An 18,617-nucleotide genomic window follows, 5' to 3' on the forward strand; every position below is an offset into this window, starting at 1 on the left:
CATCTTCTTCTAGTTTTCGGCCCAAATAGAAGGGCAAAGAGACAAGCCCGCTCTAGATATTAAACGGGTGAAAGGGCGGTGGTAGCGATGCATTCAATGTTGTTGTCAGATATTGTTACGTAGTGGAAAAAATGATGAAAATTAAAGCACTATCAAAGCTAAAAGCAGAACAAGGCATTTGGATGACAGAAGTGGACAAGCCAGAGCTTGGCCATAATGACCTGTTGATCCGCATTAAGAAGACCGCGATCTGTGGTACTGATGTTCATATCTATAACTGGGATGAGTGGTCGCAGAAGACAATTCCAGTACCAATGGTTGTAGGCCATGAGTACGTGGGTGAAGTCGTTGGCATTGGTCAGGAAGTACGTGGTTTCGCTCTTGGCGATCGCGTTTCAGGTGAAGGTCATATTACCTGTGGTCACTGCCGTAACTGTCGTGGCGGTCGTACGCACTTGTGCCGTAACACCATTGGTGTGGGCGTAAACCGTGAAGGTGCGTTTGCTGAGTACTTGGTGATCCCTGCTTACAACGCATTTAAGATCCCAGAAGGTATTTCTGATGATTTGGCGTCTATCTTCGACCCGTTTGGCAATGCGGTACACACAGCACTGTCTTTCGACCTTGTTGGCGAAGACGTACTGATCACTGGTGCTGGCCCAATCGGTATTATGGCAGCGGCTGTTGCTAAACACGTTGGTGCTCGCCATGTAGTGATCACCGATGTAAACGAGTACCGTTTGGATCTTGCCCGTAAAATGGGCGTGACCCGTGCTGTTAACGTTGCTGAAGAGAAGCTGGAAAACGTGATGGCTGAGCTTGGCATGACGGAAGGCTTCGATGTGGGCCTTGAGATGTCCGGCGTACCGTCAGCGTTCAACAGCATGCTTTCTTGCATGAATCACGGCGGTAAGATTGCGCTGCTGGGTATTCCGCCATCAGACATGGGTATCGATTGGACTCAGGTGATCTTCAAAGGCTTGGTCATCAAGGGTATCTACGGTCGTGAAATGTTCGAAACGTGGTACAAGATGGCGTCACTGATCCAATCAGGTTTGGATCTGACACCAATCATCACACACCACTACAAGATTGATGACTTCCAGCAGGGCTTCGATGTGATGCGCTCTGGCCTGTCAGGCAAAGTGATTCTTGATTGGGAATAATTTCCAGTTATACAGAATAAGTACATAAATGAGAAACGGGCCGAAAGGCCCGTTTTTTTGTGCTTGAATTTCGTGTTGTACCAACGGCTATACTTTTGTTGCTTCTTGTTTGGTTGTTTAGCTCTGTATTAGTAATGTGCGTAACATTGCATAAGAATGGCGTAGTGTTATTGAACCGCTCAGCTAACGGATAGATGTTACGAACAATTGGCAATAAATCTTTTATGCAGAATAAGTAATAAGGTTGGATAAAAACCTTAGAATAAAATTCTTACAAGACCTATGACTAAATGGATGTTCAAATTAGTGGTAATCTGAGGAGTTAATACCAATTATCTTGCTTATATTGACCATAGCAATACGAGTCTAATACAAACTGACCATTTACTGTTGATCGACAGCGATATTGTGAACTCCCTGGTAAATAATCCCATGCAGCATCGTAATTGCAGTATGAACCATTGCATGAGATGCTTGAACTTCCACTGTTTGAGCTATGTGCGGAACCATAAGCGATTAAAACGATACCAGCAATAGCAACTGGCAGCATGATAGTATTAAAAACGCTAAATTCTTCACCATAGTCTAGGTCTTCTTCACCTGTATAGAGGTTATGTGTTGTTGTACATCCAGAACAAAGAGTCAGTATTATAAGGCTAATAATAATTTTATTAAATTTATTCATGAGTGATAAGTATGATAACAAGACTGAGTGCATTTATACTCTTTTATTATTGTATATCAAGTTAATTGTATAGATGATGAGTTTCAATTATTTTAAAATAAATATAATTTGATTAATTTTAATTGCTAAGATGAATTATAAATATTGATATTTTTTGTAACTTACTATTTATAATTGCTGATCTAAGGTTCCCCGAAAGCGATTCTGTGTTAAGTCATTGATTAATAATGATATTATTACTTTCTTTGTTAAGGGTTGCACAGGTATGATGTGATGGCATTTAAATGAATTATAAGTGTATATAAATCAATTGATAGTATATTTTTGAAAGTTATCTTCTTTTGTTGTTGTAAATTAACGTATCAATGAGATGTACTACAAGTAGGTGATAAATCTATAAAATAAGCTATTCGACGAGAGCATTGATTGTGAGAAATATTCATCACTTGGATGATTTTTATTATATTATTTTCTGAGTGGTCAGCTTGTAATTACCCTCTGGTTTGGAGGCGTGAACAAAAGGATGCGATATAATACAGTGATATTATTAATTGTGAATTTAAAGCAGTGATCAAATGTTAACCAATCTAACGTTTAATATTATGTGATTATTAACGTTACAAAGTAAAGATAATGTTCAGATGCCGAACTAGGTATCTTCATGTTAATGCTATATTGTGATTATGGTGATAATTTTATTGCATATGGGGCAGTATTGACAGAAACTATGCTAAGTAAAATTTAAATGCCAGATCATTTTTCGATAGTGAGTAAATCTATCCACTTCTCTATCATAGCGTAGTGCCTTAAATGGAAATGCTATTTCTGTGTTTATGAATCATCCAATATAAAGTTAGCTAAATGTTTATAAAACAATTTTTCACTGAGTTCGACGATACACTCACACAATCCTTGAATATTGACCCATTAGGTATGACGATGATTTGGTCTCGTTTAGGTCAGGATATCTTTCATAATCGTGTGAGCTCTATTTCTAATGATGTGCGAAATTACACGCTAAACCTTTTACATCACTACGTGATTAAGCGGGTGGTAGAAGCTCAAACGGATCTCAGTCGCAGTTTACAGGCGGTCTATGGTCATACCGATACATTAGCGTTTAAACAAGCATGTTTGATCTATCTAGAGAACCTGTTTGTTTTTTCTATGCTTGAGGCTGAAGAGCAGCAGCAAGTTAGCGTGCAAACCCAAGGAATATTAGGCACTTCAAAAGCACGATTACTCATTAGCTCAGGTACGCTAACCAAACCGTTGAAATTTACCAGAGAACAGTCAGGCCAATTGTTAGTAAGACAACTGACTTTGGGGGTGAGCGGCCGTTATAAAACGCCTTTCACGGAAATGCTGTTTTTTGATAAAGAGTACCGTTACCATCAGTCTCAAAGCGCAGTTCTTTGGGAAAAAGCCACGAACTTCTTTGAACAAAACGAAGAGCTTAATGGCTTGGCAAATGCATTGTTTGAACATTTACAGGAAGTGATCAAACAAGATGCTAAGGTGCCAGAAATATTGTGGCAAGACGTTTCCAAGTCTATCAAACAAGCTTATGCACAGCAGTTTGCGACACCGGCCGTTGTAGGTAAACAAAGTAAAGCGTTTTGGTTAAACGTTACCGAGCTTGACCAAAATGCGGCAGGTTCACTGTATGAAATCATTAATACTCGGACGGATGAAACAGGGTCTGCGCAGCCGTTCTTTGAACAAGCGATTGAAAATGAAAATAACGCGTTTGAAAAACAAAAGTTGGTTGATATCTGCCACGTTGAGCCATTGCTTGCTGAATGCGAGCTGTTGTTTAGCGTATTAATGAGCCAACGCGTACAGACAGAAGAGGAAGTGTATCAGCGGTATCTAGGGTTAGAGCGTAACGTCAATTCGATTATTCACCTTGCACGTGATCTGCAACACAATATTGACATTAAGTCCAAGTTTTCTGGCGTCGCCAAAAAGCGTTATGAAGCGCTACTTGCATTGGCACAACTCGATAATACGGATTCACAAGCCAATATGACGTTACTGGTGGACGCATTACTGAAATACCATCGTGCGATCATGAATCAACGAGGCCAAAGCCCTTGGGTTGAGCGTGATAGCCAAGGTGATTATCGCTGTCATATTAAATTACGGACGCTTCCAACAGCAGCACAAAGGCCATACAAAACATGGTTCAATCGTTATTATCTCGATCAGTTTAGCCAGCTTATTCGTGGTCTAGAGGGAAAATCCAATGACTAAATCATTTAAACTGGCTGAAGAGCTCGCGAAACAGCTGCAATCGTTAGGCCATATCAAACATGCTTGGTTCACGACATTCAATCTCAATATGGATTTTTTTGAGCGGCACGTTTTGTCGACGCTATTGCAGATGGATAAACCACGTAGTCGCATTGACTTTGAGCTAATGCAGCAAAAGTTAAATGGCGGTATCAAAGAAGGGCGTAAAGGCAACGCAAATATTATCGCCAGCATGGATGTCAAAGTGTTCGCCGATCAGCGTATGTATGATGCGAGTGATCTAAAACGCACCGCGATTGAAGTGTATGGTGTGAACCCAGCTTTACTGGATGGTGGGCGCAAGAAAGTATTGAATAACAGTACACTCTTTCATCCTAAAGTCATCTTTCTTCAAGATGAAGATGGGCAGGCCATACTGGGAGCTGGTAGCGCTAACCTGACACTCAGTGGTTGGTCAACGAATCAAGAAGTCTTCACCTTTCAGCGTGTTGAGTGCCAGTACCAAGTAGAAGCCATTCGAGCTTTTTTTAAGCCTTTGTTTGAAGTCAATCAAGTTGAAACAAAGATCAGCTTTCCACGCAACTTGCGTTCTGAAATTACTCCCTCAGACTGGTGTTTTGTTCATACGTTCATCAAAAATAGCAGTGATGGAAAGCATAAGACGCTGTTAAGTCATTTATTGGGGCATTCAGATGAGGCAGCACGAGACTTAGTGGTTTGGTCTCCCTATTTTCCATCGGATTTGGCGGGTTTCATTCAACGTCTAAAAAGTGTCGCATTACCCCATCAACTGAAACTGCATCTTGTGCCTGATTTGGTTGAAAATCAGCGCATGCGAACACAGTGGTCAGAAGATTTATTACCGTTGTTTTCTGATGAATCTATGCGTTTTTATCGTAGTCCGATAGCAAAAGACGAAAGAAGTGAGTTGTGCCATGCCAAGGTCTGGATGACAAACGATAAGCTTGCTATTGGTTCTTGGAACTTTACAACACCGGGCTCAAATCTCGATTTAGACAGTAAAGGGGCTGGGCAGGTGAATATTGAAGCGGGCATCATTCTGGCCAACCAGCAGCCTTTACAGACTGTACTGACACAGTTACTTAGTATCACCGAAGATAACTTCATGCAGAGTAAAGAGTTAAGTCAGCATGTACTTGAAGTGGCCGAGCTGATGCCGGTGGAAACTCGAGTCGTATTTGATTGGCAAACGCTGACTTATCACATCGAACTTCTCAAAATAGACGACGACTTAGCATGGCAAAGTGTGGAGTTACACCTTCCAGATCTTGACGAGCCGTTGTATGTAGTAAAAACGGCGAGCGAAACTGTCTACGCAACAACACATAAGTTATCTCAAGAGCCACAAGCGTTGTTGGTGAACCATGCTTATGAGTTGGTTTTAACGAATGGCTTGCGTTATAGAGGCTTTATTGTTGAGCACAACAGTATGATGCGTCGTGTTGAAGAGTTTGAGTCTCTGGACGACATCTTTAATAGCCTCATTGAAGGGCGTTCATTAGAGAGCAACCCAAATGCATCGTTGCGTAGCGCAATACTCGGTAACGATCATGATTGGTTGGACGAACAAGAGGCGGGCTCGCTATCCGAACCACAGCCATCACCAACGTTAAGTTATTTTAGGATGTTTCAGGCAATGGACAGCTTTGAGCAACGTATTCAAACACTGAAGTCGGATCGCATGATTGAGCAATACGCTTTTGTTGTTCCTGGCTGTTTGGTTGAGATGGGGTTAAAAATACGCCATGAACTGACAGAAAATGCCAATGTATTTAACTGGTATATGAAGCAAGAGTTTAATCTTCTGGTCGATCAAGTGAAGAAAAATGCCAATGATCCCGACCTAAAAGCACGTTTAAGTGATTTGCGTTTCAAAAGCAACGATAGTGTGATTCGCGCGAAAGAGCTGCAAAACAGTATTGGTAGTGGCCAATATCGTAGCCTTATCAAAGGTAAGTGTAATTATGTTTCTATCTGATTGGGCGACAATAACGCCAGAAGCCGTGTCACAGCAGATGAGCTTTGACGAAGGTAATAAAGAGTGGCGCTACCAAGCAGGCCTAAGCACCTCAATGGCCGCGAAGCAAGCGGAAGGTGTTGCCTATCTTTGTCGTTTGCTGCAACAGCATCACCTTGCTCTGCTGGCGGATGAGGTTGGTATGGGCAAAACCTTTCAAGCGATAGGGGTGATCCGTTTACTGCAACAGCTGAAACCCGATGCAAAAATATTGGTGATTGCACCCAATAGAAATATTTGCTCTCAATGGAAAGGGGAATTTGGTGCGTTTGAGAAAGATCATTGGCATGGTGAGTCGCGTAAGCCATTGGAGGTAGCAGAGCCTGAGTCCAAATTAGAAGCCATGATTGAACGTGTTGGTAAGGGAGATCACCATGTGTACTTCACAACTATTCATGCCTTGAGTGGATTAACGAAAGAATCTGACGGTACAGATAAGGCTGGATTAGCGCGTGAAAAAGCACTTGAGCTAAAGGCGCGTGTTATGAATTACCTTGATCACAAAGGGTTCGACCTTTTAGTGGTCGATGAAGCGCACTACTTACGCACGCGTGAAGGTGGCTCTCAAAAAGTGGCTGCAGCGAAAGCTTTTTTCGGCGAAGGCGAGTGCCCATTAGCAAAACGCGTATTACTGATGACAGCCACGCCGACGCATTCATCCGTAAATGATGTCGCGAATATATTGCGTTATTTTGCTGCGGAAGATGACTTGATAAATAGCGTGACACAGAATGATTTTGATGCGGCTCATTTACTCTCGAAGTATGGTTTACGACGTCTGCGCCTCTTACAAGGACAAAATGGGGTGCATTATGCCAAGCAGCATTATCGTAAAGAGATTGCTCATCCTGTTTCGTTTGCGGAAAACCAAAATGCAGAACTGTTTTTTGGGCTCTATCAGCGCCAGTTGGTGAAACAGTTTCAAGCAAAAGCATCTAACCGACAGTTTCTTTACGGTTATCTTGAAGGATTTGAGTCCTTTGGTGAGCATGATCGACAAGCGATTAAACAGGATGCTGAACAGCAAACAAATGAACATGGAAAAGACGCATTTAGCAAAGCGCCTGATACCGAGCTTCTGCATCAATTGAGCCAAGAGTATTACGGCTGTTTCAATGAGTTCCCTGAACATCCGAAGTACAAAGCGCTGGTGGATAGCTTCGTGCCTAAAAAATTTACGCCACACTGCCTCGATGATATCAAACATTTGGTTTTTGTGCGCCGTATCCCCTCAGTACGAGAACTGACAAAGCGAGTGAATACTCGATACGATAACGTGTTGGGTCATCAAATAGCGCAAGCCCTTGAGCTTAATGAAAGCGAATTAAAAGTGTGGCAGCAAAGTCACTGGAGTCGCGTTTGGTTAAACCGTTATTTTAACCATGCCGAAGAGTTTGAAGAGCCTTTGCCAGAAGATGATGAAGATACGAGTGAGCTAAGTGCCGATGACAATCAACTGCGTTCGCGTATCACCGAGTTGTTTGTGGTGAAGAAGCGTGATCTTAACGCGTTGGAAGATACGCGAAACACCGAATGTACCAATGTCGGCTTGCGTTTTCGTAAGCCTGAAAGTATTTTTTCGCTCTTTTTAGAACCCTCATTGGATTATGAAAAAGAAGCGTACGGCTATCATTTTGAGCAACAAAGTGGTGATCGTAAACGTGCGACGTATTCAACGGCCGCGATGTATCAAAGAGCGCAGCGACATCAGTTGAATAACGTTGCTGTTAATGAAGAGACACAAATTAGCGAAAATCTGCCAACCATTTGGCAGCACCTGTTTGAACAGTTGAGTGATACTGAGAAAGTGCGGTTCCGTAAATGGAACGCTGCAACAAAAGAGAACTTTGCTAACTATTTCAAGGCGGGTGTTTTGTTTGCAAGTCCCGTGATGGTGGAACTGTTCTGTTGGTTCTATCAATTTGATAAAAACAATCGTTTATACAAAAGCGGTGAGAGCGCGCATACACGTTACATAGACTTTATTCAACATACAGCGCCAAAGTTATCAGAGTCTATGTTGTTGTGGTATTTCAAAGCCGCACTAGAAACCTTTGAAGATGTGTGTAAAAAGATCGCTCGTGTGGGCCTTGATGAATACGATAACGACTGGCGAGCCCTCAAAGGGCATACATCACCAGCAGCGTTTGCAAGCGGTGAGACCTCAAACCGAGATAGCCTACAGTTGAGCTTTAATTCGCCGTTTTATCCTAATGTTTTGGTGGCAACGTCTGTTTTTCAAGAAGGTGTCAACTTGCATCTGCAGTGTAATCAGGTTCATCACTACGGTATAGCTGGGAATCCTGGCGATCATGAACAACGTGTTGGGAGACTAGACCGGCTATTTAGCAAGGTTAACCGGCAGTTTAAAAACGGTCCACAAGGTGAGTTGAGGATAAGTTTTCCCTATTTGGAACACTCATTTGATGAAGATCAGCTGGCCTCTTTTTTGGAACGAAAGGCTCGTGCTGAAAGTAAACTAGATAAATGTTTACTGGATGATCATGATGCGCACGTAGGAACAGGAAAATCACAGCATTGGCAGCGTTATTTAAAACAACCTGAGTCAGGAGATGAGTCTAGAGTAGCGGATCCTTATCCAGCTAGATTCAAGTAAGTAAATGCTTTATTTTAGCAGTTTGAGTTTTTATGAAATTGAAGCATCACTATTTCTATCAGAAGCTTAGATCTGTTACATTCGTCAATCTTGCAAAAGTTCTTATTGAATTATTTTGCTTATATGAATGGATAATCAGGGTGTTTAGTTAGTATCAACCCTGATTATCGTTTTGTACAACCATTACAAAAGTAAGATTAAATTTTCCTATTTACCTTACCATCGGTAAATAATTAAGTATTTGGGGCTGCTGTATTGGCATTATTAGTATTATTATGGATCACTCGTAGGCTTTCTTCTAACCATATATTCATCGATTCTCTGTTATATTTTGTCACGACTTTATTTAAAACAGCATGTAAGTTTTCGCCGTTATAGTTTTTTTGATACCAATTAATATCATTTCTTCGCTCGAATAGTAATCTTGATTGTTCTTCAAATGTGTCGTCATCATGATATTTGAAGAAATTCATTATTGCCGTGTTTCCTTCTCTATCTTGCAGATTTAAATTAAGCTCTTTACGTGTTAGTAATAATTTAACCAGTCCAACATTATTACTGCCAAGAGCGAAATGGAGTGGTGTCCGGCCTTCTGTGGAAATATTTACATCTGCACCATGTTGAATTATCGTCATTGCCAATTTTGTGCGTAAGGCATTATTGGATTCTACATCTGCACCATGATAACGATTGTTAATATCTGCTAAAATAGTGAGCAATGTGTATTGATCATCGGATAGAAAGTTTGGATCTGCGCCAAGAACAAAAGATTTTAATAAATAATTATTGAGAAGTTCAAAATAACTTAGGTCTGAATTAAAACCTATTTCTAAAAAAATACCATGTAGTTCCCAATTTTCGTTGTTATTATAAGGGTAGATGAGATTGCGGTTTTTAGCTTCAATCATCTCCTTTATTTCTTTCATGGTATTTAAACGTTGATGAGGTTCATTGCTGCAATTACAAGGGTTGATATGTACACTGTCAATTGCCTCATTTATTGATTGAAGTATCGTGACATGTTCACCATCTTGCCAGTTAAAGATAATGTTATCTCTTTTTAATAGAGTTGAAGCAATTTCTTTTGTTCTTGTTAAATTATTTGTTTTATTTAATATGTCAATATCGAAGATGTCATTATAGCTAAATAGTTGCATTAATGGTGAACGTCGATAGTAATAATCACGAATATTCGGATTAAAGCTTGGCTGGGAAATGAGAATGTCTAGAAATTCTATCGGGTGTATAAAAGGTCGATTATCCAAATTAGGGTCATAAGGGATGACTTCGTACATTAATCTGATTGCGTAATGTGCAGCTGTATATCCCATATCATCCTGTAAATTAGGATCTATGCAGCCATTTTTAAAACCTTCTGACAATAAAGCACGTTTTTCATCAAAACTTTTTTCGGTCCAGGCTGTACCGTTGTAAATTTTATGAAGAAGTGTTTGCCCATAACTATCTTGGTCATTCCAGTCACACTTTGTCGTATTAGCTGGTCGTTTGTTACTTGGTGTGCTAATGACAGTTTGTGGTTGAGTTTCTATTGTATTGGATGCACTCGCGGTTGAACTTTGATGGTCACACGCCACCAAAAAAGGAAGGGCACAAGCCATGACTAACCATCTGTTTTTCATTCAGTATTCCTTTTGTTTAATGCGTACATTTTACGCAAAACAAACGTTGATTCTAAGCAATTAATACCCCCAATAACTCAGGTAGGCCAGAATATCGACATGTAGGGTTAAATTACGACATATTGTCAAAATCAAAACGCCTGCCTGTATCAGTGCTTTAGTGTCGATGGTTTTTTGTGGTTTTGGTGTGAGTACATTGGTCAGTTAAGCAGAGTGGTTTTTTTATGGGGGATAGCGGCTTAGCGGGTGTAGGGCAAACTAAAGGTGATGAAGTTCACATAAGCTGTTATACTGGCCGCACAACGCGAAAAGGTCGTCGTCACTGACGGCTTTTTTATTGCTTGATAGACATCATTATTGGAACAGTACATTGATTTCAACAGCTAATATCACAATGCAGTTTGGCGACAAGCCACTGTTTGAGAATATCTCCGTTAAATTTGGTGAAGGTAACCGTTACGGCCTGATTGGTGCGAACGGTTGTGGTAAGTCGACGTTCATGAAGATCTTGGGCGGCGAGCTTGAGCCGTCAGCCGGTACTGTTTCAAAAGATCCGAATGAGCGTATGGCTAAACTGGGTCAGGATCAGTTTGCGTTCGAAGAGTACACCGTTGTTGATACCGTTATCATGGGTCACAAAGAGCTGTGGAAAGTTAAAGAAGAACGTGACCGTATTTACGCGATGCCAGATATGTCTGAAGAAGACGGCATGCGTGTTGCTGATCTAGAAGTAGAATTCGCAGAAATGGACGGCTACTCAGCGGAAGCTCGTGCAGGTGAATTGCTACTTGGTCTAGGTATTCCTGAAGATCTGCACTTTGGCCTGATGAGTGCGGTTGCACCGGGTCTGAAGGTACGTGTGCTTCTGGCACAGGTTCTGTTTGCTGATCCAGACATCATGTTGCTTGACGAACCGACGAACAACCTGGACATCCATACTATTTCATGGCTTGAGCGCGTTCTTCTTGAGCGTAACTGCACCATGATCATCATCTCGCACGACCGTCACTTCCTGAACAGCGTATGTACTCACATGGCTGATTTGGATTACGGTGCGATGCGTATGTTCCCTGGTAACTACGACGAATACATGGTTGCAGCAACTCAGGCTCGCGAGCGTCTATTGGCCGATAACGCCAAGAAGAAAGCGCAGATTGCCGAGTTGAATACCTTCGTTAGCCGTTTCTCTGCTAACGCATCGAAAGCGAAGCAAGCGACATCTCGCCAGAAGCAGATCGACAAGATCCAGCTGGAAGAAGTGAAAGCGTCTAGCCGTCAGAACCCATTCATCCGTTTCGAGCAGGATAAAGAACTGTTCCGTAATGCGCTGGAAGTTGAAGGTCTGAAGCAAGGCTACGGCGACAACATTCTGATCAACGGTGTGAAGCTGTTGGTTGAAGTGGGTGAGCGTATTGCAATCATCGGTGCTAACGGTATCGGTAAGTCGACATTCCTGAATACATTGGCCGGTGCGATGGATCCAATGGAAGGTATGATTAAGTGGTCTGAGAACTCGAACATTGGTTTCTATGCTCAGGATCACTCAGATGATTTCGATTCAGACATGAACCTGCTTGACTGGATGTCTCAGTGGAAGCGCGAAGGTGACGACGAGCAAGCGGTACGCGGTATTCTTGGTCGTATGCTGTTCTCACAAAGCGACATTAAGAAGTCTGTACGTGTGATTTCTGGTGGTGAGCAAGGCCGTATGTTGTTTGGTAAGCTTATCATGCAACGTCCAAATATCCTGCTGATGGATGAGCCAACCAACCACATGGATATGGAATCGATTGAATCATTGAACTTGGCGTTGGAAAACTACAAGGGTACATTGATGTTCGTTTCTCACGACCGTCAGTTTGTATCGTCAATCGCAACCCGTATTATTGAAATTACCAAAGACGGTGTTGAAGATTTCCACGGTACTTACGACGAGTACCTAGCGAAGAAAGGCCTAGAAGGCTAATATCCTTCAGCCAGACTGTATTTTAAAAGCCGCCGTCAGGGCGGCTTTTTTCTAGGATACGTTTTCTATAAGAGAGGAAGCATGAAAATTTGGGTTGATGCCGATGCTTGTCCCAATGTTATCAAGGAAATTTTGTTCCGAGTCGCTAATCGTGTAGGCGTTCAGGTAACGCTGGTGGCCAACCAGTATATTCGTGTACCACCGTCACCGTATATTCGCTCGACGCAGGTTGAGTCAGGATTTGATGTGGCGGACAACTATATTGTCCAGCAGGCAGAAGCCGGGGATCTCGTGATCACAGCTGATATTCCATTGGCTGATGAAGTCATCACCAAAGGCGCACATGCATTGAACCCTCGCGGTGAGATGTACAGCAAAGAGACGATCAAACAGCGCCTGCAAATGCGTGACTTTATGGATACTTTGCGCAGTTCGGGTATTCAAACTGGTGGCCCAGCACCTATGGGGCAGGCAGAGCGCCAGCAGTTTGCCAATAAGCTAGATACGTTTATTGCCCGTTATCATCGTAAAGGGTGATAAGTAACAGAGTAAAACAGGCCAGCGAATGCTGGCCTGTTTTTTTGATTATAATTGGTGAATGAATTTGAATTCTTTACCTTTAAATGCCTTTATCGGGTTACCTCGTTCCAGCTCCCAATGCTGTTGCCAACGGGTTTGATCATCATGTTTATCTCGTTGCTGTTTTTCTTCGTTTAGCTTTTTAAAGATCAACGCCGTGGCCAGCCGCTTATTGGCATGCTGGCTGCGTTCGCAGTCGACTCGTACGGTTATGCCCGTAACGGTGTGTGTCGCCCGAATGGCGGAGTTGGTCGTATTGACATGCTGGCCACCAGCACCTGATGATTTGCAGGACTGAAATGTTATGTGATGAGTTAATTTAGTTTGTTCTAGGTTAAAGACGTGTCCGCTGATGAACCAGTTTTTGCGTTTGTGCCTCGGACGATAAGGGCTAGGGCTGATCCACAGTATGCTCCCTTGCCATGACTTGGCAAAAGTTAAGGCATTACCGGTACTTTTAGCGCTTAGTTGCACGGTAACTGACTTGAATTCGCCTTTATTGCCTGTTGGCATTTGCTCAATGATATCGATGTTGATGCCGTTATCATGACACTGTTTGGAAAGATATTTAAGGGTATACCCAACAGCCAGACAACATTCTGCCGGGCCTTGTCCTGATGATAGTTGCAATAAAATCATGACAAGTTTCCCCCATGCGTTTTGAAGGTGAGTACGGGTCGTAATTTTGCCACTAGCGTGATCAGCCCTGCATCGAGAAGGTCTTCAATAATCGTTTCACACTTTTTATATGCTTGAGGTGCTTCATCATAAAGCAGCTCTTTGTTGCCGCAAATTACCCGGCTGCCAAGGGCTGTCTTGTATAGATCTTCGCGTTTGTACTTATGGCTAAGGCGGCCATGACAATCGCCGCGCTTCCATTTTCTGCCTGCACCGTGGGCGAGCGAGAACAAACTGGCAATATGGCCGTCTTCGCTTGTAGGGACATCAGTTGTAGGCTTTACCAAGTAGCTATAGTCACCGCGAGACCCCGGAATAATCACATAGCCTTGGTCGCTGGGGGTTGCCCCTTTGCGGTGTACCCAGCCAGTCGTATTATCAATCACTGTTGGGGTAACAGCGTTGTGGGTCACGTCCAGTGCGCAACGGCCATCGGCTTTGATGGCGGCGATAAAGCGCTTGGCGATGAGTTCACGGTTGAGTGCCGCCCAGCATACGGCGGTATTGTGACGGGTCATATAATGCTGGAAACCCTCACTGCCAACGCTGATACCATTGTGGCTATATTCTGTTATGTGCTCCATCAGGATAGATTGCCCTAGGCCTCTTGATCCCGAATGAACAAGTAACTGTAACTGTTTTTTATCAAGCCCTAATACCTCAAGGGATTGTTGGTCGAAAACCTCCTCGATGGCTTGGAACTCCGCAAAGTGGTTGCCTCCGCCGATAGTACCCAGTGCATGGTCGTAGCGATTGTCTTCAATGCCTTTGCCTTGCTTGCCATCGTTAATGATTGAATCCCAACTATCATCAAGAGGAGACTCGATGTTTTCTAACTGTTTGGCGAGTTTGTCTATTTTAATTTTGGATATTTTTGCGGAGGTTTGCCAAAGGGCCATACCGCAGCCAATATCGTTACCGACTAAGGCAGGGTATATTTTATCTGTTGAGAAAAAAGCCGCACCGATAGGGTAGCCTTTGCCGGGGTGTAAGTCAGGCATACCAGCTGCGCGTATAATGCTTTCTAGCTCTGATGTTTTTTGAAGTTGCTGTATAGCTAGCCCTTCAATCCAAGTATTTTTGGATGCAATAAGGCTGACGTTGTTTGAAATCTTTTGGACGGATTTGCCCATAATACCAATTCCTTGCTAAAAGGATTTAACAAAAGTCTATTGGCAGGCCTGTGGACCGGGCGAGAAGTATCTAAGGAAGGATTTGTTCCTGATGACTTAGCGGGAAAGGCCTGCAGAAAATAATGTTGTCGTTGTCATGATGATTACTCCTTTCTTGTTGTGGTTGAAAATAAATAATCCGATCGGATTGTGCGAAATAATAGATGAAAATTACTGCGATAACAAGAAAATCAAAATTAATTGAAATGCTTGTACGCAGAACGATGTCTATCGAAATTAAGACAGAGCAGTAGAATGCGCATCATACATCGCGTGATATACCCAAATGACATTTAGCTTGATGGCTGGGATATCACTTGGGTATTCGACGATTGATAATTACATCGGTGTCGCTAAATAGAGTTTGTCTTTGTCTCGATCGGCATATATCACATAAGGGACATTGCCAACACGAAATCCATAGGGTTCAACGGCGGCTTCTATCGGAATAACTCGTTCGATTTTACGGTTGAGTAAATCAACCCGCCAGATGCAGGCATAGGCTGATGAGTTATCAAAATAGATTTCATAACTATCGCCCCCCCAAGAAAGGTTGTTGATCACCCAGTTTTCGTAATGATCATTAATCAGAATGCTTTTATGGTAGGGGCTTTCAACGAGTAATTGGCCATCATCGCTGTTTATTTGACTTTGTTGGTCGGCTGATACTAGCGGTACGGACGAATAGCGTCCTTTGTGCGGAGGTGGCGCATAAGGAACCTGTACCAGAGAGGGAGCTGCCGCAGAGAGAGCTAGCTCGAAATAATCATCCTGTTTGTTTTTTATATACAGCAGAGATTCTTCGATACTATGGACATAGACCGGTTCAGGTGCTGTGAATACGGTCTTTTTGTTGCCCGTTAGCAAATCAAGCGTCTTAATATCATTACCAAGATTATAAACTAGCTCAATATGGCCCTTATATTGAGCGACAAGGAAGTTTTCCTGACTAGCCATTTCATTGATGTCGATGAGCGCTTTGTGTCCCCACCAGTTGTATGGATCGACGGTAAAATCTGTCGTTATTGTTTTTTCTAGCTCAGCAAGGTATTCCGGTGAGTAATCGTTGTCGCTTTTGCTCTGTACCATACCGGTATTGAGTTGTGCGACTTGCTGCTGGGTTGTTTCGTTGGTTTGATAAGCGCGTAATGAATAGTATTCGGTACGTTTGTTAGCAGCTTGGGGTTGCAGGGAGCCTTCGGTGTTAAAGACATTGGCAACCATCATAGGGCGTTCGTCGCCAAGGAAGAGAAGACGGGTCTTGCCGTCGTTGGGTATAACACCGTCGAAGGGAATGCGAATTGCTTTAGTGTCGGTGCCCGCCTTTAGTAAGGTTAGCGATGTCCCTTTGGTTAATGTTTTGGGGCCAATACATTCTATCGACTCATGATTTGCGACGTTGCCTTGCCAAGATGCCGGCACGGCAAGGAAATTTTTGTCAAGAGCACAACTTGAGCGAGTAAGCCGCGTATCAATCCGTGACTCGGTTTGCTTGAGTGAACATAGGCCAAGGTTGGTTTGTATTGCTTGGGCGATACGGGGATGTTGCTGTAACGTATCGGCCTTAATAAGGGAAGCTATGTCGTCACATGCTTTTTGATTATCAGTCCGTGATGCCGCGAGAGAATAGTCGCTAAGCAGCCATAGTGTTTCTGCTGACGGTGAATGCGCCGAAAACAAGGCCGGGCAACTATCAGCATAAAGATAAGCTGCGTAGTAGGCGGCAGTGTAATCTTTTTTCTGATAATGCTTTAAAAATAGTGCTCGGGTTTTAGCAGTGGTTGTATCGTTGCACGCACTGTTTTCCGTATTGGCTTGAAGCGCAGTGGGAAGTGCAAAAAATCCAACCATGACAAGCGGTAAGATAATTTTTCTCATTAACTGATGTTATTGTTATTTATGGTACCGGCACTATAACAGAAAATAATGGCAAGGCCGTGATGTTAAGTCAGCGAAACAGAGCCAGCGAAAGAGTTAAGCGGTTCTATTCTGGTTTGTTGCCGGTATGGACAGTGCGAAGGATCAAAAAAATTGTCGCTCATAGCCAGCCAATGGGCTGCTTGCCATCTGCTAATATATGTCCAGCAGGGATGGTTTGTTCATTCTCGATTCATCTTTGTCGTCACATACTTAGGTCAAACCAGAAAAGGAGCAAAAAATGAAAAAACAACTAATTGTCACTCTTGGTGCGCTACTGCTTTCCAGTTCTGTTTTGGCTGCCGATAACTCTTCGTCGGGCGGTGGTTTTCAGGGGCCTAGCGCCAACGACAATCTCAATACGGTTGAAGATGTTATGAATGCAAGCTGGCTGACCGATGGTACGCCTGTGACGCTTGTTGGCCACCTGACTCATTCATTGGGTAACGAGCGTTATCTTTTTGCTGATGATACCGGAAATATGCCAGTAAAGATTGATGACGATGAATGGAATGGCCAGACAATTACGCCAAAAAGCAAAATTCAGATTAATGGCGTTATTGAGAAAGACGATAGCATCAATGCGGTTGATGCCAATACGGTTCAGATCCTGAATAACTGATCGGCTGTGTGAGGGCGCTTAGCCCGTGATAAACAAGAGGAGCATCTGAGTGCTCCTTTTGTTTTGTCTGCGCTTCTTGTTGCGTTATACGTGGTTATTAATTCTTGATGTTAGTCGTGCGGTACAGTACACGGCGAGTTAATGATCATTCACTTTTGGGGTTGTCGTTAGAGGATGGTGGGTTTTCCCCGTTGTCTTTGTCTTTGGCCGCTTGTTTTTCTTGTTTCTCTTCATCAAGGATAGCTTTAGGTGTTGATTTCTCTTTTTTGTCTAGGCGGTAGGCGATAGCAAGGCCAAAGCGTGATTTTTTATCTGTGACAAGAGCCTCTAATGCTTGGCTGTCGACGGTATCGAATTTTCCCATTTCTTTTGCTGTGCGCTTTGAATTTCCAATAACCGTATCATCCGTGAGATCGACCATGATGGTTGCCGCCTCGGTAAGTGCAGTGGCGTACTCTTCAGGATCATTGAGATCATAATCAGAGATATTCATGTGCTTGCGAATTTCCAAAGCCCAGTTCAATGCAAGAAAAGGAATCGTTGTGGTGTTATTGTCTTTTCCATCAGGCTTAGGAGGGCGATAGCTTATCCCTTCGAGGAAATTGACAACCGATAGGTACTTGTCGTTTTTGAGTTGTTTCATACCAATGTATTCAGGCAAATCATCCGGTTTTATTTTTTCGCCTTTGCGGTTGAATAACCAAACTTCATGGTCATTATTCATTTCAGCCCAGAAGTCATCACCAGAATCGAGAAGGTTATGTGCCACTTTAACTGTAATGGGGACGCTTGTTCCGCCGTTCGGCATATCCCAAAAGGTTGAGAGTGCTGTCAGTTTATCCGTTAAGTACAGCACACCTTCTTCAGGGCCTATCACCACAGTGCTGAGTGCGGTTTTGTGCTTTGTGGTTTTGTCTTTGCATTGATAACTTGCAGAGTCGGTAGGGGTTGAGTCTTCAGACCATTTTTTTACCCCTGATCGACCATTTAAACGGCAGAGGTCATTAAATATATTTTTTTTGTCGGTTTTGTATCTCTGCAGGTTGGCATAGATAGCATCGTAATCAAGCACGGCTTGAGTGGGCAACAGTTGATCTAGTGTGACTGAAATCGTATCGCCGTTTTCCAGCTCATTATAGGTGATTTTTTCTGCATAGCACACTCCAGCAAGGCATACTTGGGCTGCTATTAGGGTTAGGTAACACCGCCAGTGCATAACGTTCTCTCATACCGTGTGTTTTGAGAAGTTTAGCAAAGCATGGATGAAGCGATGTTTCATCC

Annotated in this window: 13 protein-coding genes; 7 read left to right on the forward strand and 6 right to left on the reverse strand. The window is 42.9% G+C overall.

The window, feature by feature from the left end; translation table 11 throughout:
• The first annotated feature begins 134 nt into the window (after nt 1–134).
• Nucleotides 135–1,166, forward strand: coding sequence for an L-threonine 3-dehydrogenase (gene tdh / locus ACSF8X_RS09055; protein ID WP_500851169.1), 1,032 nt, complete (start codon nt 135–137; stop codon nt 1,164–1,166).
• Between the two features lie 322 nt (nt 1,167–1,488).
• Here the strand turns inward: tdh and ACSF8X_RS09060 are convergent, their stop codons facing one another.
• Nucleotides 1,489–1,851 carry a hypothetical protein gene (locus ACSF8X_RS09060; RefSeq protein ID WP_500849717.1) on the reverse strand — a complete coding sequence of 121 codons (363 nt, stop codon included), beginning with the start codon at nt 1,849–1,851 and terminating at the stop codon, nt 1,489–1,491.
• Nucleotides 1,852–2,712: 861 nt separating this feature from the next.
• Between ACSF8X_RS09060 and ACSF8X_RS09065 the strand changes: the two genes are divergently transcribed.
• From ACSF8X_RS09065 to ACSF8X_RS09075, 3 genes are read left to right on the forward strand one after another with little or no spacing between them, the layout of a single operon-like run.
• The gene (locus tag ACSF8X_RS09065; RefSeq protein WP_500849718.1) at nt 2,713–4,107 is read left to right on the forward strand and encodes a hypothetical protein; all 1,395 of its coding nucleotides are present in this window, start codon (nt 2,713–2,715) and stop codon (nt 4,105–4,107) included.
• Complete coding sequence (locus ACSF8X_RS09070) at nt 4,100–6,106, forward strand: hypothetical protein (protein WP_500849719.1); 2,007 nt, start codon at nt 4,100–4,102, stop codon at nt 6,104–6,106. The genes ACSF8X_RS09065 and ACSF8X_RS09070 overlap by 8 nt, the downstream gene beginning before the upstream one ends.
• On the forward strand, nt 6,093–8,762 hold the full coding sequence (locus ACSF8X_RS09075; RefSeq protein ID WP_500849720.1) for a DEAD/DEAH box helicase: 2,670 nt from the start codon (nt 6,093–6,095) through the stop codon (nt 8,760–8,762). The genes ACSF8X_RS09070 and ACSF8X_RS09075 overlap by 14 nt, the downstream gene beginning before the upstream one ends.
• A gap of 233 nt (nt 8,763–8,995) precedes the next feature.
• On the opposite strand, the gene ACSF8X_RS09080 is transcribed toward ACSF8X_RS09075, so the two are convergent.
• Entirely contained in the window at nt 8,996–10,402 is a 1,407-nt protein-coding gene (locus ACSF8X_RS09080) for an ankyrin repeat domain-containing protein (protein WP_500849721.1), read from the reverse strand.
• Between the two features lie 370 nt (nt 10,403–10,772).
• Here ACSF8X_RS09080 and ACSF8X_RS09085 point away from each other — a divergent pair, with 370 nt between their 5' ends.
• Nucleotides 10,773–12,368, forward strand: a complete 1,596-nt coding sequence (locus ACSF8X_RS09085) for an ABC-F family ATPase (RefSeq protein ID WP_047878018.1) — start codon at nt 10,773–10,775, stop codon at nt 12,366–12,368.
• Nucleotides 12,369–12,449: 81 nt separating this feature from the next.
• Nucleotides 12,450–12,905 (forward strand): YaiI/YqxD family protein, encoded by a 456-nt coding sequence (locus ACSF8X_RS09090; RefSeq protein ID WP_047878019.1) that lies wholly within the window; start codon nt 12,450–12,452, stop codon nt 12,903–12,905.
• Between the two features lie 48 nt (nt 12,906–12,953).
• Here the strand turns inward: ACSF8X_RS09090 and prfH are convergent, their stop codons facing one another.
• The 3 genes from prfH to ACSF8X_RS09105 form a co-directional block, all read right to left on the reverse strand.
• Nucleotides 12,954–13,586: a peptide chain release factor H gene (prfH, locus tag ACSF8X_RS09095; RefSeq protein WP_500849722.1), complete on the reverse strand. Its 633-nt coding sequence runs from the start codon at nt 13,584–13,586 to the stop codon at nt 12,954–12,956.
• A complete protein-coding gene (locus tag ACSF8X_RS09100) occupies nt 13,583–14,758 on the reverse strand; it encodes an RNA ligase RtcB family protein (protein WP_500849723.1) in 1,176 nt (391 codons plus the stop codon). The genes prfH and ACSF8X_RS09100 overlap by 4 nt, the downstream gene beginning before the upstream one ends.
• Before the next feature lie 378 nt (nt 14,759–15,136).
• Entirely contained in the window at nt 15,137–16,675 is a 1,539-nt protein-coding gene (locus ACSF8X_RS09105; RefSeq protein WP_500849724.1) for a hypothetical protein, read from the reverse strand.
• A gap of 280 nt (nt 16,676–16,955) precedes the next feature.
• On the opposite strand from ACSF8X_RS09105, the gene ACSF8X_RS09110 reads away from it, so the two are divergent.
• A complete protein-coding gene (locus tag ACSF8X_RS09110; RefSeq protein ID WP_047878023.1) occupies nt 16,956–17,336 on the forward strand; it encodes a YgiW/YdeI family stress tolerance OB fold protein in 381 nt (126 codons plus the stop codon).
• Between the two features lie 145 nt (nt 17,337–17,481).
• On the opposite strand, the gene ACSF8X_RS09115 is transcribed toward ACSF8X_RS09110, so the two are convergent.
• Nucleotides 17,482–18,552 carry a ParB/Srx family N-terminal domain-containing protein gene (locus ACSF8X_RS09115; protein ID WP_500849725.1) on the reverse strand — a complete coding sequence of 357 codons (1,071 nt, stop codon included), beginning with the start codon at nt 18,550–18,552 and terminating at the stop codon, nt 17,482–17,484.
• Between the last annotated feature and the right edge of the window lie 65 nt (nt 18,553–18,617).

It is taken from the genome of Photobacterium panuliri (assembly GCF_059920555.1).

Coding starts and splice junctions, on each gene's coding strand:
- tdh (WP_500851169.1), top strand. CDS start 135: ATGAAAATTAAAGCACTATCAAAGCTAAAAGCAGAACAAGGCATTTGG.
- ACSF8X_RS09060 (WP_500849717.1), bottom strand. CDS start 1,851: ATGAATAAATTTAATAAAATTATTATTAGCCTTATAATACTGACTCTT.
- ACSF8X_RS09065 (WP_500849718.1), top strand. CDS start 2,713: ATGTTTATAAAACAATTTTTCACTGAGTTCGACGATACACTCACACAA.
- ACSF8X_RS09070 (WP_500849719.1), top strand. CDS start 4,100: ATGACTAAATCATTTAAACTGGCTGAAGAGCTCGCGAAACAGCTGCAA.
- ACSF8X_RS09075 (WP_500849720.1), top strand. CDS start 6,093: ATGTTTCTATCTGATTGGGCGACAATAACGCCAGAAGCCGTGTCACAG.
- ACSF8X_RS09080 (WP_500849721.1), bottom strand. CDS start 10,402: ATGAAAAACAGATGGTTAGTCATGGCTTGTGCCCTTCCTTTTTTGGTG.
- ACSF8X_RS09090 (WP_047878019.1), top strand. CDS start 12,450: ATGAAAATTTGGGTTGATGCCGATGCTTGTCCCAATGTTATCAAGGAA.
- prfH (WP_500849722.1), bottom strand. CDS start 13,586: ATGATTTTATTGCAACTATCATCAGGACAAGGCCCGGCAGAATGTTGT.
- ACSF8X_RS09100 (WP_500849723.1), bottom strand. CDS start 14,758: ATGGGCAAATCCGTCCAAAAGATTTCAAACAACGTCAGCCTTATTGCA.
- ACSF8X_RS09105 (WP_500849724.1), bottom strand. CDS start 16,675: ATGAGAAAAATTATCTTACCGCTTGTCATGGTTGGATTTTTTGCACTT.
- ACSF8X_RS09110 (WP_047878023.1), top strand. CDS start 16,956: ATGAAAAAACAACTAATTGTCACTCTTGGTGCGCTACTGCTTTCCAGT.
- ACSF8X_RS09115 (WP_500849725.1), bottom strand. CDS start 18,552: ATGCACTGGCGGTGTTACCTAACCCTAATAGCAGCCCAAGTATGCCTT.